Genomic DNA, 18,131 nt, shown 5'->3' on the forward strand with positions numbered 1-18,131 from the left:
AGAGGCTGTCAGTGCGCGTCACCCACCGGTGCATCGGGGTTGAGCACGAACAGGCGGGAGCAGTAGGGGCAGAAGGTCTGGTGATGGGCGATACGCAGGAACACGCGCGGGTGGCCAAGCGCGCCGAGGCCGCCATCACAGGACAGGGTGCGCGAATCGACCACAATGGTTTCAATCGTGCCCAGGCGGGGGTGCGGTGCGGGATCGTGGGACAGGGCTTGCATTCTGATCGGCCTCGGGTTGTTGTCCGGCTTGGATTTGCATGGCGCGCCCGATGGGTGGACCATGCGCTGGCCCATGATGATACGCAGGATTGCCGTGCTTTCAAACATTCGCCTGTCACGCCTGCTTTATCCAGCGCTTTTTGTGATGTTGACCGCCTGCGCCACCCACGAGGCCCCAGCCCCCACGCCGCCCGCGCGGCATGCCGAACTCGCCCGCCTCATACCGCCTGACCGCGTGGTGGATATTGCGGGCGTGGGTGCCGTGCCCCTGCGCATCTGGCCCGCCCATGGGCCGGAACGCGCGGTGATCCTGGCGCTGCACGGCTTCAATGACAGCCGCGATGCATGGGAGCGCCCGGCACCCGCGCTCAATGCCGCCGGGCTGGGCGTGGTCGCCCCCGACCTGCCCGGCTTTGGCCAGACACAGGCACGCGGAGGCTGGGTGGGCACGGATGCGCTGCGCCGCACGGTCAGCACCCTGATCACCACCATTGGCCGTGAACACCCCGGCGTGCCGCTCTACATCATGGGCGAGAGCATGGGCGGCGCACTGGCCGCCGTAATGGCGGCGCGGCCTGACGCCCTGCCGGTAGCAGGCACGATCCTGCTCGCCCCCGCGCTGTGGGACCTGGACGCAGGCGCGCGCCTGACCACCCACCTGATGGCGGCCATGGCCCCGCGCTGGCGGCTGAGCGGGCGCGAACTGCCCGTGCACGTGACCGCAGCCGATGACCAGATGGCCCTTGCCCGCCTGTATTACGACCCGCTGACCCTGCGCGACACATCCACCACAGCACTCGCCGGGCTGACCGACCTCATGCATCAGGCCGCCCATGCCAGTGCCCGCATGCATGGCCCCGTGCTGGTGTTGTATGGCGGGCGCGACCAGATCGTGCCCGCCGCCGCCATGGCGCGGGCGTGGCGGCACATGCCCACGGGCACAAGGCTGGATTACATACCCAACGGCTACCACCTGCTGACCCGCGGGCGGGCGGGCGGCAAGGTGACGGCAGACATGACCAGCTGGATCCTGCACCCCGAGCGCTTCCTGCCCTCGGGCGGGGATGCGGCGACGGCGGCATGGATGGCCGAACCCGCAGGCCACGACGCCCCGCTGCCCATCCTGCCCGGACGGATGGACGCAATCGCGCCGCGATGATTTTTCCCGATTGGGGCTGGCGTTCCGGCCTGTGGCGATGTATGCAGGCGTGAGTGGACTCGTAGCTCAGCTGGATAGAGCGTCGCCCTCCGAAGGCGAAGGTCGAAGGTTCGAATCCTTTCGAGTCCGCCATCATCCCCTAAAATTATCAATAAAATCAGTCTTTTGTGGCGTCACGTCTGGGTTTCATCCACGATTAAACCCATGATGAGCGATGCGCTTTCCGGGGACGTTCTGACACGTCCAGACCGGTTTTGAACGCGGTTTGGCCCTGTTCCAAACCCTCATAATCACTCCCCATCATTTCACATCCCAAGTGGTCCTGCCTGCGGTCACCAGCCTACAGGCGGCAGCTCCCTTGCTCTGGTTGAAAATTGTAAGGAAGCCTTGCTGTGGATGACTGCGCCCTGGTGCATGGGGCCTAATCAGCCAGCCACTTTCCCCAGGCACCGATAGACAGACGTGCGACCAATTCCCAGCCGCCGGGCGATCTCGGTCGGGCTGATCCCCTCCGCATTCATGGCATGGATCTGGTCGCGGTCGATGGATGGTCTGCGCCCCTTATAGACACCGCGCTCCTTGGCCGCCGCGATCCCTTCCATCTGGCGCTCCTTGCGGAGGTTGGTCTCGAACTCCGCGAACACCCCCAGCATATCGAGGAACGCCTTGCCGGCTGCCGTGCCGGTATCGACGGGCTGCTCCGTGCATTGCAGTTGCGCGCCCTTGGCCTTCACCTCCGCGATGATGGTTTGCAGGTCAGCTATGGAACGGGCCAGCCGGTCTATGCGCGTCACCACCAGAACATCACCCTCCCGGAGGAAGGCCAGCAGCGTTTCCAGTTCGGACCGCCCTTCCCTGCTCGTGCCGGATTTCTTCTCGACGCGGATCATGTCGCACCCGGCGTTGGTGAGTGCTTCCTCCTGCGTGGCAGCGTTCTGATCGATGGTCGAGACGCGGGCATATCCGTATCGCATGGCGTGATCCCTAAAAGTGTTCCGTTTGGGTCTAGACCCTCACCCATAATGTTCCATTTGCAATTAGACAACCCTAATGGAACACGGAAAGCCGCCATTCGGGTGTTCCGCTCCGTTGCACCGTATCGGTATACCCTTCTGGAACACGCAGACGCACCGGGAAACACCGGGACATATCATCCGGGTTTCATGCTCGTTCAGGACAGTACCGATCACCCCATGGCAACCAACCAAAGCATTTGCGCTTTCTGATTATGAGATGCCCTGTCCCCCCTCTTCGATCAGAGCCTAAGGACTTCATATGCCTGTCATCCGCATAACGGTTACGGACGAGCAGAAAGCGGCCATTGAAAGCGCAGGTTCTGCTGACCTTGCGGCATATATCCATGCTGCGGTGCTCAGGCAGATCGCTTACGATCAATCCCAAGACCAAATGACAGATATGTTGCAGAGGGTTGAACTTGCTCTCGCGCGCCTGGAGCAGACCTTAGAAAGGGCTGAATCTGCGCCGATTACCCCCACCGCGGCCGTGAGGGAGACAGGACACAGAGGCAAACTTACCTCCCGTGCAGAACTTGCCCGACGGCTTGGCCGATCAGAACGAACGCTCAGGCGATATCTTCCCGCTGTGCCCGGCCTTTCGGGCGTAAAGATCGGTCGCACGGTCTACTTCACCAATGCAGATATCGAACGAATTCAAGACTCCTTCCGTTGCCCTTATCCCGCGGCAAGAGAGGTTTCTGATGCTTCCGGCACACTTCGCTCCGTATCGACCGTAAACCTATCACGGTCAAAAAGCACGGCGCGCGATGCATTGGTCGCACGCATGAAAAAGTTGCTGGATGAGCAGAAAAAGGGAAGATCCAAAAAGCAGCCATAACGGATTGTGGAGAGCATCACCCGGAGTGCGTGGCTTGATGCCAGCAGCGCGAGGTCAATTCTTTAGCCGCCCGCAATTTTTTCACTCCCTAAAAACGCGCGCGCGAGGCTGCCCCATCTACTTAGGGGGTGCAGCGTCCTTGTGGCCCAATAGCCGGTCCACGGCCTGCTGATCCTTCTGAATCATCGCCAGCAAGGTGCGGGCTGCAGGATCAGGCTTCCGGCGTCCTTGCTCCCAGTCGGCCATAGCAGAAGCGGTAAAGCCATACCGCCTGGCAAATGCGGCCTGTGACATTGGGTAGTACCGGCTTTGAGGGTTCCGTGCCCCTTGCCTGATGCTGAACACGTCCACCACCTCCGGCGGTGTCCATTCGGATATGGGTTTGGTGCCTGCCATGCCGCATCATATTACGGGCTGACCTACCCCGGCAATGCCGGGATTAATAGCACAGTACGCGCGCGCGCACGCGAGGGAGCATGTTATTTTTGGCTGTATTCCGCCATTTCCGTGCAAAGTGCCTGCTGGTCAATGCTGGTATTGAGACGCTGGAATCCGTCACTCGGGAAATAGCCCGACTGGGGGCATTGAGCGATGGCTGTGATACACATGAGACAGGTCCACACGCGCGCAATAGCGCTACAGGACCATGACCCGCTGACCGCCTTCACTACGAGATACGCGCACGCGCGCGAGAGGATTGGTTCGCCAGTTCCGGCGGATCAAAATTACCAGACCGACGATTTGTGCGTCCGAATTTCATTCGCACAGAGCCTCCAAAAACCAGAAACGCAAGCGTCCGCAATTCGGACGGATGCAGCCCCGTGTGGCGACGAAATCCGCGGGCACTGATCGTCCGAAATACGGACGAACCATGAGCGAGCTGCACACGCGCAAGGGCGTGCCTGGATGGCCAAATCAGCCACCCAGATCCCCGGCAGCGCGGATCGGTTGCTCTTACCGGATACTCAGCGGAGGCCAGCCCGCCTGCTTCACACTCGCTATGGCGGAGGTCGTCTTGCCCGGCTGTATGATGCCACGCAACTGCAGCACCACCTCGGCCAGCATCCCCATAACCTCCGGCGACACGTCTGCCTTCACGGGTGCGTCCGGCTTGGCATGGGCCCTATCCAGCCTATCCGCCAGACGCCCGACAGTGCGCTCAAGGTCAAACAGCCGGTATTCGATCCTGTCCAATCGCTCACTCTGTTCCACCTGCCTGAACACCGCGTCACGAATGTATTGGGACTGGTTCACCCCACACACCGCATCGAGGTCCATTTTCTGCTGTTCGGTCACTTTGAAGGTGATGATTGGCATGGGAAATCCTTGTTCTCGACCTGCCTAAAAGGACGGGTCAAAATTTATTACCCGCGTTGGCGGTTTCCCAAGGAAAAATGCCGGTCTGGTATTAAACTTTTTTCCGTTTCTGAGCGGCTCTGATTTTTTATCATAGATTTTTCAATGCCTTACAGTCCATCAGGACTGCGTATTGTGTATAGACCAGATTAAGGACACAAAACGGAGACATATTTGAAAAGGCACCCGCCACCCAGCACAATGGCCTGAAACATAGTCCCCATCCCCTGAGCGGAGCGACCTGCCCATGCCGATCAAGCGAAAAGCCGTCGCCGTGATGCGCAAGCGACTGCCGTGGATCGAGCGCAAGATGCAGGATGGATACAGCCGGAAAGCCGTCTGGGAGATGCTCAGGACACAGGAGCGGCTATCCCTCACGTTCAGCTCATTCATCACTACCCTGGCCCGCGTCCGGCAAGAGCATGAACTGACCCGGCCGAAGCGACAGGTCATTCATCGCAAGCGCGCCACGGTGGCATGGAAAACCACTCCTCCCGCACAGAACGATCAGGGCACTGAAGCCCCGCCAACCGAAATGCCGATGACTGGTGATGAGGGAACCGCCATGACGGAGGTGCCCCCGAGCAGCGAACATCCCCTGCCGGACCATTCGACGGTGCCTGATGCGCCCGAAGCTGACGAGGCCACAGACGAGAACAGAGAAGGCAAACGGAAGGGATTTTTCAGCCGCTTGTTTGGTGCATAGGGAGACGCGACAATGGATGGTGCATTACCGCGCTGGCTAGATCGAAAGGCACTGGCTCATTACCTTTCAATCAGTCCCAATCGCGTTCGTTATCTTCAGCAAGCAGGAAAACTGCCACAGACGAATTATCACCTCGGCCCACGCTCACCGCGCTGGGACAGGCATGAAGTTGATAAAAAAATGCTTGAAGGCAGCGATACAGCGAAAAAAAAGCAAGACATGGACGCTATTGTTGCCAAGATTTGTGAAGAAAACCGCAATTATAGACACCGGCGCAAAAAGTGATGGAAATCTGCTAACAATCATTGATACGGGCTAAATGCTTTCCTGCAAACACCAGAAACGCCGATAAAGTAGACACTTACTCCTTCAGGAAACTGTACTTCTTCCACATGAATTGATAAAATTCTCACGCTGTTTTCTGCCCATCCTGCGACCCGTGAGAAATATCTCCATGTCTGATGACTTCCTGTTCGGCCTAAAATTCAATTTTGATCCAACTGACTTCCTGCGTGGCTCTGCCGAGGCGCAGGACGAACTGGAGCGCATGGTGGCCGGCATGGCGCATGCGCGGCGCCGGTCGGAGGAAAATGTAGAAGGTCTAGCTCGGTCTCTTTCCCTGAGCACGACTGAGGTCCGGGCCGCCCTGAAGGAAATTGAGCACGCCGAGCGCGATCATGCCAGAGAGAGCGCGCGCATCAACCGGGACGCCGAACGCGACCGAGCGCAGCAGGAACAGATTGCAGCACGGCGGCGCGTTGAGCGCGAGCGGGCGGAAATGACCTCCATCCGCGAGCGAACGCAGGCCGTAGCGCAGCTGAGGGATACACTGCTTTCCGTGGCCGCCATCACCCTTGGCGAGAAAGGAGTGGCAGGTCTCAACAACCTGCTACAGGAGACTTCGGCACGAGGTGTTGATGAGCAGAACTTTGCGCAGCGCACCAACACAAGCATACGGGCCAATGTTGCGGAAGAAGAGGGTGCCTATCTCTCGGGGAGGTCAAGCCGCGAAGAGGCGCGGCAGAGCATTGGCGCATATTCAAACGCACAGGTGGAATATCGGCGCACCGGACAGTCTGAACTGACAAACGCCCTTCTGCGTTCTGGCGTTCAGCTTTCTCCGGAACAATTGCGCATGAACCATGCCGCCTTCGTCCAGTATGTGGTTGGGCAGTTACGCGGTCTTGGATATGACGATCAGGTTTCGGCCTCCATTCTCGACCAGTCAGGCCTGACTTCGGGCGGATATACGAACCTGGCCCTTCATCCCGACGAGATGCGCCGGTTTAACGCGGAAGGGGACCGCCGCGCCCAAAGCATCGCGGGAAACACCGATCGGGACCTTGAGTTTCAAAGATCGTGGCGCAACCTCATGGAGGATGTTGGGACATTCCGGACAGATATCGCCCACGACCTGGAACCATGGGTAGACCAACTAGACGGATGGGTAAAGAAATGGGATCAGTTCTGCAAAGATCATCCCGACAAAGTAAGTGAGATCACGACCGCCACAGCCGTTGCCGTTGCCCTTGGAGGCCTATTTTCCGCCATAGCACCTATAGTCGGCACGCTCATTGGCATGCGTGGCCTTCTCAAAGGAGCCGGATTACTGAAGGATGGCGCAACGCTGATTGGCCGTGGAGGTGCAGCGACCGTACGGGGCGGGGCTGCCGTCATTGCTGATAACCCCATCGTGGCCGCGGCAACGGTTGCCGGCGCGGCAGGATACGCGGCCTACAAAGAAATCAGCTATGACCGATCCGATGCAGGGCGGATTGCCAATAACCTGAAGGCGATGCGCGATCCTCATTATGGGGCAAATCGTTATAGCGCCCTTGAGAAGAACCAGCGCGAATATGAGCTGACGCAGTATCTGATGAAATCGCGTGGCTACACCCCCGAGCAGGCAGCGGCTGTGGCCGCCATGGCGCGATCGGAAGGTGGATTCAACACGGAAGCCATCGGCGATAGCGGGTACGCTGAGGGCATGTTCCAGTGGCATGCACCCCGGCGCAAGGCCATCGAGGCCCATTTCGGGATGCGCCTGTCGCGCATGACTATGGAACAGCAAGCCGATGCCTTAGATTGGGAAATGCATAATGTTGATGGCGTAAAATCGGCAGGCAGGCGACTGTTCGGGTCAGGCCATGATCTCCATGCTGCCGTTCGTGGCGCGCTTGATGCTGAATTGCCCAAGGAATACATAAAAAACGGCGTCAGGGGGCGAGAATATGCCGATAGATTTGCCATGTCTGCCGCTGCCTTGCGCCGAATATCAACGCCAACACCTCAAGTTGCTTCGGGCAACACAACTCAGATCCACATGCAGAACGTGACGGTGAAGGCCAATAATCCGCAGCAGCTTGTCGACCAGACGCGGAAAATGGCGCTCACGCCGCACGATTACGCATCCAGTGCAAACTCAGGACAGTTCTGAGGTGCAAACCCTGACGCCCAAGCAGGCGCGTTTCGTTCAGGAATACCTCATAGACCTAAACGCAACGCAGGCGGCCATCCGGGCTGGATATAGCTCGAAAGCTGCCAACCGAGAAGGTGCGCGCCTGCTGGCAAATGTAGACATTGAAAGCGCTGTTCAGAACGCAATGGCCGCCCGAGCCACCCGCACATTGGTTTCGCAGGATCTCATCATCAGGGAACTTGCCCGGATAGCCTTTTCTGACATCCGGGGGCTGCTCGATGACGAGGGGAAGATGCTTCCCGTGAGCGAATGGCCTGCTGATTTAGCGGCCTGCGTCTCGTCTCTGAAAGACGGGGATGCCGGACGTGAGGTCAAAATGTGGGACAAGATGTCTGCACTCGAAAAGCTCATGAAGCACATGGGCATGTTTGAGACAGATAATACCCAGGCATCTGCTGCCCCGAGCAAGATCAACGTGACATTCGTAAATTCAGGAAGCCGGGCACGGCAAGGCGAATAAGTCGCTCCGGGTCAGGCATGTCCAACATTATGGCGGATGCTGATACCCAGCTTTTGCCAGCGCCGCGCAGCAGCCTGTGCAATGCGACTGGCATAGCTTTTTGCAAAATCAGTGCAAATATCGTTCTCCGCGGCTTCGCATACCATCTGAACAGACATATCCATCAACAGGGCGGCGAAATCTTGACCCGTCTTGCCCGCCCCTAATGCCTGTTCTGCTATACGCTGCCCCATAAACTCCGCTGTCAGATTGGCAGGCGTGCAGACAGAACCAGCAGAATACAATTCGGTCAGCCGATCCGCTGCTCCCTGTCGAACTTTTGCCATGGCAGCCTCAATTTCTTCCACTGGGGCCGTCTGCTTCTTGGTCATGGTGTATCGGATATGTTCGCACATGTAGGCGATTTCCGCCTGAGCCTCGAGCATCCCGTTGGCATGCGCATGAGCACTGTTAGCGAAGACCGCGCCCAGGTCGTTTTCCAACTTATCGTCATCCCCTGCCACTGCAGACGGAGTGTTCTGTTTCTGGCTCACCGGGCCATCCTTTCCTATGAATTGTGATGGTGCATAAACGACGCGGACATCATCCTCCCGTCGGGTGCATGGTCAGACCTGTTCCCTGTCATCAATGCTATCGGCACCAGGGTCGTCGCCATTGTCTTCATCATCTGGCGTGAAGAACTTCTGCAGGTAGTCCATAGCGGCCCAGAAACTCTGGTGCCGGATCTCGTTCCTCAGCCGGGCGTCCGTGATGCCCTCCGCCCATCGGGAGAGGTATCGGAACGTGTTTTCTATCGCCTGGGTGTTATCGAGGTTGTGGGTGTAGGCCATATGGGCGGCGACCCTCTCGCCCATAACCTCCCCACCATAAACACCGGGCATGCGCTTCCAGAGCCGGTCCTCATTGGTGACAGAGGGCCCTGCCGGATAAGGTCGGGACGTATCCATCACCGTCACGTCATGGATGGCGGCCATGCGCAGGGCAAACCGGCGCTGGTCGGACAATGGCCCTGCGCTGGCGATCTGTCCCACGCTCATATCCTGAAACCAGCAATACAGGTGCCAGCGATCGGGTACCGGCTTTTCATCCGTTCCCATGACCGGCTCGATCGTCAGATAGCGCACGGAAGGCCAGTGGATCATATCGGGCAACACGATCGCCCTTGTGGTGCGCCCCTTCACGCTGCGAATCAGGCGCGTTTCATTCTTGTTGCTCATGATGCAATCCTTGCCGGTGCGCCGTCCGCCCCTTCACGGGTATCCTGTTCGGTGACCGGCACAGACCCGATCGGTGGGTGGCAGGTCCGGCAGCGCCATCCTTGCGGACGCATCATCTCGCGCCACCACAGCGTGCCGCGACAGCACTGGCAGACCGATCCCTCCGGCACCGGCTTACCCTCCGTATCGACCCATGACGCGGGCCTACGATTGGCTGGGGCATCCACGACGTAGGGTTCAACATCAGCCGTCACTGCCCGTCGTGGCGGGGTAATGCGATATTCGGTGTATTCTTCATCCCATTCCACGGACCATCCACGTGCCAGGCTATCAGCGGCAATCACCACCGCCCGGCGGCTTTCACCCAGGCGATGCAGGAAACGGGTTTCAGTGGCTTCGGGTGGCAGCTTGCCGGACAGGCGGGGATGACCGCACCGCACGACGACCGACACGCCGTAATGCCGGGCCTCCCCCAGCAGCGCCATGGCGGAACCGGTCAGCGCCGCCCTGCGCTCGGCATGGGTGACACTGGACAGGTCGATCCCCTCCGCCGGAGGTGACGGCATGACGGGAACCACCTCGACCGGCTGGGGATCATTGGCAGGCGGCATTGCCATTTCTGGCACCTGCTCCGGTGCCAGTTGGGGCAGCAGATCGGACACCCAGTCCGACAGGTTACGGCTCACCATATGTCGTGTTCCGGCCCGACACATGAAAAATGCGGTGTTCCACGTGTTCCCGGTGTTCCATGCCGATTTAATGGCGGTAAACAGCCATATTTTCCGCTTCGCGCTGGAACACGTAAGCAGATGCCAACGTGTTCCATGTGTTCCACCACCCCGGTTTTTGCCGCATCTGGAACACGTGGAACACCGGCGAAATTGCGCGGTGTTCCACCCTGAACATGTGATAAATGGCAGTTTTGTGCGGGTTCCAGAGAGATGGAACACGTGGAACACATGGAACACCGCAAAAACACTGACCCGGAGCCGGACGGGGGAATGTCACGCATCGTCATCCCCCATGATCGCGCTGCTGACGACATAGACGCGCGACCGGCCCACGTCAGGGATGCGCACGGACTGCGACATGCGCCCCGATGGATCTGGCAGCAGGTAGCCCGCATCACACAGCGCACGGGCCGCCCGCTTGGCGTCCAGCCCCTTGCACACCTCCTTGCGGAACATCTCGGGCAGCAGCAGGTATTGCCACTGGTCGCCCTCCGGCGTGCCAACACGCCGTTTGAACCCGGCACGGTAATTGGTGCGGATGTTCTCGTTGGCGACCACCTCGCCATCGGTGTCACGGCTGAGGTTGGTGAAGCGGCTTTCCCCATGCTCCTCGATAAAGGCCCGCACCTGTTCGATGGCCTGCTGGTCCTCGCTGGCCCCTGCCCCGCCACGTTCGGCCAGCCATGACTGGAAGCACGCACCCGCCGCGCGGAAGGCCTCACCACCCTGCCAGGGCAGCACGCCATATCCGGCCGCCAGTTCACCGCCTGCCGCGATCAGGGAAAAGCGGGCCGACACGCTGCGCACCTGACCATCAGCCCCTTCGGGCAGGAAGGCATCGTCAAAGCGGGCACGGATGGCCTTGATGGCCTCAAGCAGCCCATCCGCATCATTGCCGCGGTCCTGAGCCAGACGCGACAGGAAGGCCCGCGACGCCGTGCCATACCAGGTGCGCGAAGCCACACGCAGGTGGTCGGACAGCGCACCGCCGGATTCCATATCGTGCAGGTTCTCGAATGCGCCCATCCCGGCCCCGGCATCGGCGGAGATGTTCACGAGGCGCACCTCCTGCCCGGCCATCGTGCGCTTGCCTGCCTCGCCCATCTTGGCGGCCAGGGTGACCTCGCCGGTCGAGAGGAAGAACACCCGCCATGTCTTGCGGGTGCGGGCATTGCCGCTGCGCCCGGCGCGCATCTTCCCGGTGTTGTTGGCCAGCATGTAGATGATGTCCCCGACCTCGCGGCTGTCGGCCTGCCCCATCTCATCAAGGATCAGGACGGTATCGGAGGTTTCGGACGCCACGCCTTCCAGCCCGTTGGCCGTGCCGCGCCATGCACGAATCTGGCCATCACGATCGCCACGCCCCCACACGCTGCCTGCAATATAGGCGGAGGTGGACTTACCGGACTGGGACTTGCCGACCAGATGGATGCCGCCGGACTGCTCACCGGCAATGTCCAGCAGCGGTCCGGCAAAGGCTGCGGACAGGAACAGGGCAAGACGGCTGTTACCCACGGCATAGGCCGCTACTTCGCGCTGCCATTCGGCCAGGGTGCCAGCCGTGGCGAACTCCTGCCCGATGGCGGCACGGGTGGACTGGAACACCACGGCGCGCGCACCGCTGCCCATCGTAACCCCGCCGGGCAAGATAAAGGCTGGCCCGCTGCTGGTGGCATGCCATCCGGCCCGGTCCACGCAGCGCAGGCGGGTGCGGGTCTTCACGCTGGCGATGAACTGGCGGAGGTGGCGCGTGGCGGAAATGGAGCAGTTCAGCCCGGCATCTTCCAACTCACCCGCGATCTCCTTGCCTTCGCCATGCACCAGCTTCTTGGGGATGGCCCACTGGTGTGGGCGGTGGTCGCGGTCTGCCCAGCGGATCAGAAGGCCCCATGCCTGCCCGGTGCCGTCGTTGGTTTCAGCCACCACATCGAAGGGCGCTGCAATCCAGACAGGGGATGGTGGCAGGTCGCCTGTGGCCTCGGGCATGAAGTTCAGGCCGAAGCGGTTCATGTAATAGCCGTGGGGCATTTCCACGTTGGGCGCGGCCAGCGGGGCCTTGTCCAGCAGCGGGCGCAGGATCTCCATATCCGGCACGTCGCCGCCCTGTGTCATGTCGAACGGCAGGTCGTCTGCCAGATCCCACCCCGGCGGCAGGCCGGTCGGCAGTTCGACCTTGCGCGTGATCCCTCCCCCTACTTCGCGCAGCAAACGGATCACATCATCTGCCCAGGACTGACCCGCATCGTCATTGTCCGGCCAGATGGTGACGCTCCGCCCGGCCAGGGGCGACCAGTCATTGTTGGCCGCCGCCTTACTGCCACCCTGCGAGGTCATGACCACGAAATCGGGAAACAGGCGGCCGGCCGCCTCCGCTGTCTTTTCACCTTCCACCAGCAGCACGGGCGCATCCCCAAAGGCGGCAAGCTGGTCCAGCCCATAGAGCGGTAGCGGCTTTGCGCCCTGCTTCCAGTGCCAGCCCGTCGCATCGTGGCGGTTGCCGCGGCTATCGGTCCAGACCCGGTGGCCATAAGACAGTGGCAACACCACCTTGCCACCAGCACCGTCATCCTTGCGGAAACGGGCACAGAGCGGCTGGCCGTCCGCATCGCGGTAGACCCACATGGCGGAGGCGCCACGCGGCATGTCTGGCGCGCACGGAGCGGGGCTGACAGGTTCCCATATCTCGCGCCCATCATCTGCGGGGGCTGTTCCCTGCCGTTCGACCTCCGACAGCGGGGCAAAGGCGGTTTCGATGCCGGGTGTAAGGTCCATGACATTGCCGAAATTATCGACGGAGGTGGCAGGCACGGCGATATGCGGATCAGGTGCAGGATCGGTGTAGTCGATGGGCATGTCGGTTTCGTTCATGCGTCACCTCCCAGCCCCAGCATGGTCGCCAGACGGGCTGCGGCCTCGCCCTGGCGGATATTGAACAGGTAGGCGGCCAGCGATACGGGATCACCGCCCCGGTCGCCCGTGGCAAAGTCAGACCAGCGGCAGGTATTCATGTTCACCTTGAAAGAGCCCGGTTCGCGGTCGCCGCGCCGGGGATTGCGAGCCACCCATTCGTGGCCTTCACGCTTGCCGTCCGGCAGCCAGCGCCCCAGCAGGGCAGGCAATGCGACCAGGGCGGCACGATTGATACGCTCGAAGTCGATACGGTGCTGGGTCATGGCTGCAGCTCCCGCCCCAGCGCCACATCGCGCATGATGGTCGCCGCGCCGACCAGCACCTCAAGGGCCTGTGGTCCGGCACGCTCCAGTTCCAGCCCCAGAAGGTGGCTCATGGCGGAGAACGCCGCGCACTGGGCAATGCTGCGCCCCTCACCCAAGGGGGGCGGGTCCTGTGCGATGCAGCGTTCCAGCTGATCGAGGTAGTCGCGCGTCATGGCCCGCACCATCTGCTGGCGCGTGGCGGCGTCAAAAGCAGTGGTTTGGCTCATGCGCGCACCTCCGGCCAGACGGCCAGAAGGAGGGAATTTCCCGGATTCTGTACGGACTCCGGGTGTCCGCGCTTTTCAAGGCTCGGCATCGGCACTTTCCTATGTGCCAGCCACGAATTTAGGTGGACGAATCGACCCGGCAGTCCCTACAAACGCTGTGCAATCATTGTTTGTGTGGTGTTTCCGGGTCGCCGGTCCGCTTATCGTGGGCTGGCGATTTCCATTTCAGGCATTGTCGGGCTGCGTCAGCGAGGCGATCCATGCGGCGTAGCTGTCTGCCGTAATCCGCGTGGCCCGCCCGATCTTCACCCGGACCAGTGTCCCTGCAGCCATCAGGCGATGGACGGTGGAGCGACTGGCTCCTGTCTCTCGCATGACATCATCGATCCGCAAGAGGACACGGTCGGTCAAGGCAATCGGCATGTGTGGGAATCTCCATATCCATTGCGACACGTCCTGACGTGTCATGGATTCTGAAATATTCCCATTATCATGCAGGTTTCCAGACAGAAGGACGGCCCGACGTTTCGTCCCTTAGAGATTTTTGTAGGGATCTATTTTCATACGCCGACATAGATAAAGAAACCTGCCCTGGTCGTAATCCTCCCAGAACAGACCACGATTTCTGAAACGCCGCCCTTCCCTGATACGCCTGCGACGCCTGGAATGATCCATTTCCCCCAATTCACGAGACAAGGCGTCCAAAGCCTCCCGTGAACTCAATCCATTTGTGAGCAGGCAATCATATAATGCGGCCTCATAGGCCTTCTGACGCATTGAGGCCAGCTGAGCGAAAGCATTGTAGCCTCGACGCGTAAAATTTAAGGCCTGTGGCAATAACGCGATGGCTTCTTTTGGCAAAACTGGGCCCGGATTTCGATCCAAGTCCGTCTCATATTTCTCCATGACCTCGCCCGTAACGCGCGCGCCGCGTGCAAGATAAGCAATCGCGTCCGCTGTTTCCAAGAAGAAGTCCGCCATTTCTGGCATAATGAATATATCTGAGACTGAAGTTCCCTCCCGCTCAGGATCTTCGTCAAAAATACAACTTCTTTTCAGATACTCTTGTATTTTCGTCCACATCAAAACTGGATTATCCAATTCATAGGCCAGTCTCATGGTGTCTCTGAGCTTCTGTCGATATTCCTCATTAGGGGTAAGACCATAGCCATAACCGGAACCAATCACCCCCAGTTCTTCATCATCGTCAGCCATGAATAAGCCTCCTGTTCCAAACAGCCGTTACCCAAAGTTCATGTTTGTGAGTATTGCATGACATTCCCAGACACGCCGGGACACAATCTGGTTTATGGACCGCCCGCATAAGCAATCGGTGAATGGCTGTTTTCATGACAGGCAGTCCTCAATGGCGTGGGCATATCGACCGATCCCATCGGCCAGCCATGCCAGTTCAGTGCCGGTCTGTTTGTCCCCCTCCGCCATGCGGGCCAGTATCCCGGCCATGACACTGATTTCCGTGGTGGCAGCCTGTATGGCCGCCAGCCGGTCGGGCGTTGCCAGGCTGGGCGGCGCTGTATGCGCGCGCCATGCCCGGTGGCAGGACGCAGAACTGCTGCCCATCGCCTCGCCTACCTCGCGCCATGACAGGCCCTCTTTGCGGAGGTGTTCAATCCGGCGCAGGTCGCGGGCAGACCAGGTGCGTGCGGGGCGGCTCATGCCCGGCCCTCCGGATCTGCGGACAGGAAAGCGATGAAAGCCGGATCCATCGTTAGTTCGACCCAACGGGCTTTCCCCGCCTGGGCGATGGTCTCGACCACGTAATGCATCTGCTCACGGGACGCACCGCCTTCCTTCCAGATGGAAAAGCCAATGGCATAGGCCGCGCCCTGCAGGTAATCGAGCAGCTTTGCCGCCCCTTCCCCGTCTGAGAACGTCTGTTCGGCTATCTGCCAGCCTATGAACTGCAGGTCCGGCACGATCGGCGTGACCGGGGCTTCCGGGCTCTTGCTCATGGCTTTACCTCCGCCCACAGGCGCATCGTCAGGATACCCAGCGCGTTGCCAGCCCGGATCGTCCAGGCCGATAGCGGGATGAGAAACCACAGGGCTGCGTGGATCAGGATGCGTTTCATGATTGCCCTCCTGCGATCAGACGGCCGAGGATGTAGACCTGCCGATATTCCTTCACACCGGGCGCATTGCGGCCACTGTGATAGGGCGTGCGGCCATAACGGAGGCTACGCGGACCACAGGCAGGACGTGCCTTGTCCTTCCATACCGGTGCGATTTCCGGGGATTTATTGAAGACAGCGACCGCCAGTTCCCCGTTGTCCACGTTGGGGTCGTTGGCATCGAACAGGCAGAGACGCCCATCAATCATGATAATGCCCATGCCATCGCGGATCTGGAGCGGCGGAACGGTGGAAGCCGGTGCCGGTGCGCCACGGCGGCGCATCCAATGAGGAATAAGGTTCATGTCACACACGCTCCGCAATGGCCGCGCATCGGCGCTCTATCTCTTGGGCCGCCCATTCCACGGCCATTCCGAAGCCCTGTAGGGCAATATCTGGATGCGGTTCATCTCTGGTGGTCATGGATCGACCTGCGAGGATCAAAAGGCGCGCAAGCTGGTCAATGTCGTGGCGCGCATCGTGGACTGCCATGATCGCGCTTTTCTCAAACTGGTAGAGATCGCTCACTTCGCCTCTCCCTTCATCGCCAGAATGTCGCGCGCCAGGCTGGCCTCAATCTGCTTGGGGTCTGGGTCGAACAGCATCACCAGCCGGGCCTTGTCCTGTAGGTCGGCAAAGGATCGGGCCGGGGTCTGGACCACCTTGCAATAGGCGGCCCGGAAACGGTCTGACTGGGCCTGCGCATTGGCCGTGGCCGGTTCTTTGCAGCAGCGGCGATCGGCGCCAAGAGCGGCCAGCGTGGCCTTACGGATGGGGCTGGTCATTCTGCCTGCCCTCCATCTGTAGGAAGCCCCAGCCATGCCCGATCCAGCTCGCCATATATCCGCTTCACCCAACCGGCCAGAAACTCCAGCGGAGGCGGTTCTGATGCAGCAATCAGGCCATCCAGTATGGTGTGCAGGCAGCCAAGGTCACAGACGACCGCATGCACGCGATCTCTCGGTGTCTCGCTCATCGGGCCACCTCCGCCAGCGCGATCACTGTGGGGTGGGGTTTCAGGCCGCCGTGGCGCAGAACCTCCGGCTGGGCGAACCCGGCCAGAGCGAGCAGGAGCAGCGCAGGGAAGATCAGCCCGGCCGCCAGATGCTCGGATGTGAGTAAGAGGGTTTTCCCAACTTTGGGAAAAAGGGAGCCGAGTACGCTTGTACCCAGCCGAGAGCATGCCCATGTGTGTCTGGGCGTGCTATAGGCACGGTTAGCCATTGCCGAATTCATCCTTCGGTTGTGGTTAGGCCGGGCGCGGGAGCTTCCACCTTCCCGTCCGGCTGCCTTGCCAAAGAGCGCAAGGTCGCTACACTGTCCACAAGTTTCACCCCTTGGTCAACCCAAGATCGACACAGTGTAGCGAAGTTTATATGACCCCAGAACAGTGCAGGATGGCCCGAGCGGGTCTTAACCTAGGCGTGCGGGAATTGGCCGAGCTTGCTCAGGTCTCCACCAACACGATTACCCGCCTTGAGCGTGGAGAATCGCTTTATCCCCGTACGGTCGAAGCCATCCGCGCCGCCCTGGAGGCGGCTGGGGTCGAGTTCATCGCTGAGAATGGTGGTGGGGCTGGCGTGCGGTTGAGGAAATTACAGCACTATTGACGATTTCAAGATAAAAGCTCAATAAACCAGCGGCAATTAATTTTATGGGATAGGTTATGATCCATAAATAATATTGCTAATTTTGAAACTTTTCCGTAAAGGTTGATGCGATATGTCAGAAAATTCAGGAATTAGCATGCTAAATTTTCAAGGATTTATTGGAAATGGAGTCGTGTATAATTCATCAACAAATATGGTTACTATCTATTTTTCGGCAGAGAACCAGAAATGGGACGTCACTTTGACAAAAGATCAAGCTCAGTCACTGCTCACGAAGCTACAAGACGCCATTAAATAAAGGCATGCTGGCTGCGTCCATCAGGCGCTGCCAGCAAAAAAACGACTTCCCCTCCGCACGCCCCACTATCCCCTTTTTTATGGACTCAAGAAATTCAGAGACTACACTTGCTGGCCACATTCAAACCTTTGATTGTTTTTCAAACGATGGCTGTTCTCTGCCAATTTTAGCGCGATTAAATCAAAGCGAGAAGGTTAGGCCCGCCACCGCCTCAGCGTCTTCACCGTGTTGGCCCAAAGCAATTCCAGAAACGATCCACTTTCAGCCGCCATTGAGCAATGCAGAACCGTAGGTGGCTTGCCCGTAGACCATCATCCTTAACATCGTGCTCCTTGAGCAGCTGATTCGCCAGACTCGCCGAGGATATGGGAAGTTGCGTTCTATCTAACTGTCTGAATCAAAAAGCGACCTGATTGATTTTCCGCAGCACTCTGCGGATATGAGCGATCATAAGCCAAGCTTCA

General features: G+C 59.6%; 25 protein-coding genes and 1 tRNA gene. 8 read left to right on the forward strand and 18 right to left on the reverse strand.

Going from position 1 to position 18,131, the window contains the following annotated elements; all coding sequences use genetic code 11:
* Positions 1-8: 8 nt before the first annotated feature.
* Positions 9-224, reverse strand: coding sequence for a zinc-finger domain-containing protein (locus DV027_RS07470; RefSeq protein ID WP_130731231.1), 216 nt, complete (start codon positions 222-224; stop codon positions 9-11).
* Between the two features lie 76 nt (positions 225-300).
* Between DV027_RS07470 and DV027_RS07475 the strand changes: the two genes are divergently transcribed.
* Together DV027_RS07475 and DV027_RS07480 are read left to right on the forward strand one after the other, a co-directional pair.
* Positions 301-1,383 carry an alpha/beta fold hydrolase gene (locus DV027_RS07475; protein ID WP_165399139.1) on the forward strand — a complete coding sequence of 361 codons (1,083 nt, stop codon included), beginning with the start codon at positions 301-303 and terminating at the stop codon, positions 1,381-1,383.
* A gap of 55 nt (positions 1,384-1,438) precedes the next feature.
* Positions 1,439-1,515 (forward strand) — tRNA-Arg (locus DV027_RS07480).
* Between the two features lie 293 nt (positions 1,516-1,808).
* Here the strand turns inward: DV027_RS07480 and DV027_RS07485 are convergent.
* Positions 1,809-2,357: a recombinase family protein gene (locus DV027_RS07485; protein ID WP_130731233.1), complete on the reverse strand. Its 549-nt coding sequence runs from the start codon at positions 2,355-2,357 to the stop codon at positions 1,809-1,811.
* Between the two features lie 301 nt (positions 2,358-2,658).
* Here DV027_RS07485 and DV027_RS07490 point away from each other — a divergent pair, with 301 nt between their 5' ends.
* Positions 2,659-3,237: a hypothetical protein gene (locus DV027_RS07490; protein WP_130731234.1), complete on the forward strand. Its 579-nt coding sequence runs from the start codon at positions 2,659-2,661 to the stop codon at positions 3,235-3,237.
* A gap of 954 nt (positions 3,238-4,191) precedes the next feature.
* On the opposite strand, the gene DV027_RS07500 is transcribed toward DV027_RS07490, so the two are convergent.
* The gene (locus DV027_RS07500) at positions 4,192-4,554 is read right to left on the reverse strand and encodes a hypothetical protein (protein WP_130731235.1); all 363 of its coding nucleotides are present in this window, start codon (positions 4,552-4,554) and stop codon (positions 4,192-4,194) included.
* Positions 4,555-4,840: 286 nt separating this feature from the next.
* Between DV027_RS07500 and DV027_RS07505 the strand changes: the two genes are divergently transcribed.
* The 4 genes from DV027_RS07505 (at position 4,841) to DV027_RS07520 (ending at position 8,238) form a co-directional block, all read left to right on the forward strand.
* Positions 4,841-5,299 carry a hypothetical protein gene (locus DV027_RS07505; protein WP_130731236.1) on the forward strand — a complete coding sequence of 153 codons (459 nt, stop codon included), beginning with the start codon at positions 4,841-4,843 and terminating at the stop codon, positions 5,297-5,299.
* Positions 5,300-5,311: 12 nt separating this feature from the next.
* A complete protein-coding gene (locus tag DV027_RS07510) occupies positions 5,312-5,584 on the forward strand; it encodes a helix-turn-helix transcriptional regulator (protein WP_130731237.1) in 273 nt (90 codons plus the stop codon).
* Between the two features lie 169 nt (positions 5,585-5,753).
* Positions 5,754-7,736 carry a phage tail tip lysozyme gene (locus DV027_RS07515; RefSeq protein ID WP_130731238.1) on the forward strand — a complete coding sequence of 661 codons (1,983 nt, stop codon included), beginning with the start codon at positions 5,754-5,756 and terminating at the stop codon, positions 7,734-7,736.
* Between the two features lies 1 nt (position 7,737).
* A complete protein-coding gene (locus DV027_RS07520) occupies positions 7,738-8,238 on the forward strand; it encodes a terminase small subunit (RefSeq protein WP_130731239.1) in 501 nt (166 codons plus the stop codon).
* Between the two features lie 11 nt (positions 8,239-8,249).
* Here DV027_RS07520 and DV027_RS07525 read toward each other — a convergent pair whose 3' ends face one another.
* From DV027_RS07525 to DV027_RS07590, 15 genes are all read right to left on the reverse strand, one after another.
* Entirely contained in the window at positions 8,250-8,771 is a 522-nt protein-coding gene (locus tag DV027_RS07525) for a hypothetical protein (protein WP_130731240.1), read from the reverse strand.
* Between the two features lie 72 nt (positions 8,772-8,843).
* A complete protein-coding gene (locus DV027_RS07530; RefSeq protein ID WP_130731241.1) occupies positions 8,844-9,455 on the reverse strand; it encodes a hypothetical protein in 612 nt (203 codons plus the stop codon).
* Complete coding sequence (locus DV027_RS07535; protein ID WP_130731242.1) at positions 9,452-10,144, reverse strand: hypothetical protein; 693 nt, start codon at positions 10,142-10,144, stop codon at positions 9,452-9,454. The genes DV027_RS07530 and DV027_RS07535 overlap by 4 nt, the downstream gene beginning before the upstream one ends.
* A gap of 315 nt (positions 10,145-10,459) precedes the next feature.
* Entirely contained in the window at positions 10,460-12,958 is a 2,499-nt protein-coding gene (locus tag DV027_RS07540; protein WP_408884456.1) for a DUF927 domain-containing protein, read from the reverse strand.
* Between the two features lie 92 nt (positions 12,959-13,050).
* Positions 13,051-13,359, reverse strand: a complete 309-nt coding sequence (locus DV027_RS07545; RefSeq protein WP_048855539.1) for a hypothetical protein — start codon at positions 13,357-13,359, stop codon at positions 13,051-13,053.
* Entirely contained in the window at positions 13,356-13,628 is a 273-nt protein-coding gene (locus tag DV027_RS07550) for a hypothetical protein (protein WP_130731244.1), read from the reverse strand. Before DV027_RS07550 ends, DV027_RS07545 begins: the two co-directional genes overlap by 4 nt.
* A gap of 225 nt (positions 13,629-13,853) precedes the next feature.
* Positions 13,854-14,051, reverse strand: coding sequence for a helix-turn-helix transcriptional regulator (locus DV027_RS07555; protein ID WP_048855537.1), 198 nt, complete (start codon positions 14,049-14,051; stop codon positions 13,854-13,856).
* A 111-nt stretch (positions 14,052-14,162) separates the two neighbouring features.
* Positions 14,163-14,843: a hypothetical protein gene (locus tag DV027_RS07560; RefSeq protein ID WP_130731245.1), complete on the reverse strand. Its 681-nt coding sequence runs from the start codon at positions 14,841-14,843 to the stop codon at positions 14,163-14,165.
* 132 nt (positions 14,844-14,975) lie between these two features.
* Positions 14,976-15,305, reverse strand: a complete 330-nt coding sequence (locus tag DV027_RS07565; RefSeq protein WP_048855535.1) for a hypothetical protein — start codon at positions 15,303-15,305, stop codon at positions 14,976-14,978.
* Positions 15,302-15,601, reverse strand: coding sequence for a hypothetical protein (locus tag DV027_RS07570; protein WP_130731246.1), 300 nt, complete (start codon positions 15,599-15,601; stop codon positions 15,302-15,304). The genes DV027_RS07565 and DV027_RS07570 overlap by 4 nt, the downstream gene beginning before the upstream one ends.
* The gene (locus DV027_RS18055; RefSeq protein ID WP_259369275.1) at positions 15,598-15,720 is read right to left on the reverse strand and encodes a hypothetical protein; all 123 of its coding nucleotides are present in this window, start codon (positions 15,718-15,720) and stop codon (positions 15,598-15,600) included. Before DV027_RS18055 ends, DV027_RS07570 begins: the two co-directional genes overlap by 4 nt.
* Entirely contained in the window at positions 15,717-16,064 is a 348-nt protein-coding gene (locus tag DV027_RS07575) for a hypothetical protein (protein WP_130731247.1), read from the reverse strand. The genes DV027_RS18055 and DV027_RS07575 overlap by 4 nt, the downstream gene beginning before the upstream one ends.
* A gap of 1 nt (position 16,065) precedes the next feature.
* On the reverse strand, positions 16,066-16,287 hold the full coding sequence (locus tag DV027_RS07580) for a hypothetical protein (protein ID WP_130731248.1): 222 nt from the start codon (positions 16,285-16,287) through the stop codon (positions 16,066-16,068).
* The gene (locus DV027_RS07585; protein ID WP_130731249.1) at positions 16,284-16,544 is read right to left on the reverse strand and encodes a hypothetical protein; all 261 of its coding nucleotides are present in this window, start codon (positions 16,542-16,544) and stop codon (positions 16,284-16,286) included. The genes DV027_RS07580 and DV027_RS07585 overlap by 4 nt, the downstream gene beginning before the upstream one ends.
* Complete coding sequence (locus DV027_RS07590; RefSeq protein ID WP_130731250.1) at positions 16,541-16,735, reverse strand: hypothetical protein; 195 nt, start codon at positions 16,733-16,735, stop codon at positions 16,541-16,543. Before DV027_RS07590 ends, DV027_RS07585 begins: the two co-directional genes overlap by 4 nt.
* A gap of 421 nt (positions 16,736-17,156) precedes the next feature.
* Here DV027_RS07590 and DV027_RS07600 point away from each other — a divergent pair, with 421 nt between their 5' ends.
* Complete coding sequence (locus tag DV027_RS07600) at positions 17,157-17,369, forward strand: helix-turn-helix domain-containing protein (RefSeq protein WP_130731276.1); 213 nt, start codon at positions 17,157-17,159, stop codon at positions 17,367-17,369.
* The last annotated feature ends 762 nt before the right edge of the window (positions 17,370-18,131 follow it).

The sequence above is a fragment of the Komagataeibacter xylinus genome, assembly GCF_004302915.1.
GTDB classification, from domain to species: Bacteria; Pseudomonadota; Alphaproteobacteria; order Acetobacterales; family Acetobacteraceae; genus Komagataeibacter; species Komagataeibacter xylinus_C.

What these genes read in the sequence shown, in the direction of transcription:
- DV027_RS07470 (WP_130731231.1), bottom strand. Translation starts at nt 224, where the DNA reads ATGCAAGCCCTGTCCCACGATCCCGCACCGCACCCCCGCCTGGGCACG.
- DV027_RS07475 (WP_165399139.1), top strand. Translation starts at nt 301, where the DNA reads ATGATACGCAGGATTGCCGTGCTTTCAAACATTCGCCTGTCACGCCTG.
- DV027_RS07485 (WP_130731233.1), bottom strand. Translation starts at nt 2,357, where the DNA reads ATGCGATACGGATATGCCCGCGTCTCGACCATCGATCAGAACGCTGCC.
- DV027_RS07490 (WP_130731234.1), top strand. Translation starts at nt 2,659, where the DNA reads ATGCCTGTCATCCGCATAACGGTTACGGACGAGCAGAAAGCGGCCATT.
- DV027_RS07500 (WP_130731235.1), bottom strand. Translation starts at nt 4,554, where the DNA reads ATGCCAATCATCACCTTCAAAGTGACCGAACAGCAGAAAATGGACCTC.
- DV027_RS07505 (WP_130731236.1), top strand. Translation starts at nt 4,841, where the DNA reads ATGCCGATCAAGCGAAAAGCCGTCGCCGTGATGCGCAAGCGACTGCCG.
- DV027_RS07510 (WP_130731237.1), top strand. Translation starts at nt 5,312, where the DNA reads ATGGATGGTGCATTACCGCGCTGGCTAGATCGAAAGGCACTGGCTCAT.
- DV027_RS07515 (WP_130731238.1), top strand. Translation starts at nt 5,754, where the DNA reads ATGTCTGATGACTTCCTGTTCGGCCTAAAATTCAATTTTGATCCAACT.
- DV027_RS07530 (WP_130731241.1), bottom strand. Translation starts at nt 9,455, where the DNA reads ATGAGCAACAAGAATGAAACGCGCCTGATTCGCAGCGTGAAGGGGCGC.
- DV027_RS07535 (WP_130731242.1), bottom strand. Translation starts at nt 10,144, where the DNA reads ATGGTGAGCCGTAACCTGTCGGACTGGGTGTCCGATCTGCTGCCCCAA.
- DV027_RS07540 (WP_408884456.1), bottom strand. Translation starts at nt 12,958, where the DNA reads ATGGACCTTACACCCGGCATCGAAACCGCCTTTGCCCCGCTGTCGGAG.
- DV027_RS07545 (WP_048855539.1), bottom strand. Translation starts at nt 13,359, where the DNA reads ATGACCCAGCACCGTATCGACTTCGAGCGTATCAATCGTGCCGCCCTG.
- DV027_RS07550 (WP_130731244.1), bottom strand. Translation starts at nt 13,628, where the DNA reads ATGAGCCAAACCACTGCTTTTGACGCCGCCACGCGCCAGCAGATGGTG.
- DV027_RS07555 (WP_048855537.1), bottom strand. Translation starts at nt 14,051, where the DNA reads ATGCCGATTGCCTTGACCGACCGTGTCCTCTTGCGGATCGATGATGTC.
- DV027_RS07560 (WP_130731245.1), bottom strand. Translation starts at nt 14,843, where the DNA reads ATGGCTGACGATGATGAAGAACTGGGGGTGATTGGTTCCGGTTATGGC.
- DV027_RS07565 (WP_048855535.1), bottom strand. Translation starts at nt 15,305, where the DNA reads ATGAGCCGCCCCGCACGCACCTGGTCTGCCCGCGACCTGCGCCGGATT.
- DV027_RS07570 (WP_130731246.1), bottom strand. Translation starts at nt 15,601, where the DNA reads ATGAGCAAGAGCCCGGAAGCCCCGGTCACGCCGATCGTGCCGGACCTG.
- DV027_RS18055 (WP_259369275.1), bottom strand. Translation starts at nt 15,720, where the DNA reads ATGAAACGCATCCTGATCCACGCAGCCCTGTGGTTTCTCATCCCGCTA.
- DV027_RS07575 (WP_130731247.1), bottom strand. Translation starts at nt 16,064, where the DNA reads ATGAACCTTATTCCTCATTGGATGCGCCGCCGTGGCGCACCGGCACCG.
- DV027_RS07585 (WP_130731249.1), bottom strand. Translation starts at nt 16,544, where the DNA reads ATGACCAGCCCCATCCGTAAGGCCACGCTGGCCGCTCTTGGCGCCGAT.
- DV027_RS07590 (WP_130731250.1), bottom strand. Translation starts at nt 16,735, where the DNA reads ATGAGCGAGACACCGAGAGATCGCGTGCATGCGGTCGTCTGTGACCTT.
- DV027_RS07600 (WP_130731276.1), top strand. Translation starts at nt 17,157, where the DNA reads ATGGCCCGAGCGGGTCTTAACCTAGGCGTGCGGGAATTGGCCGAGCTT.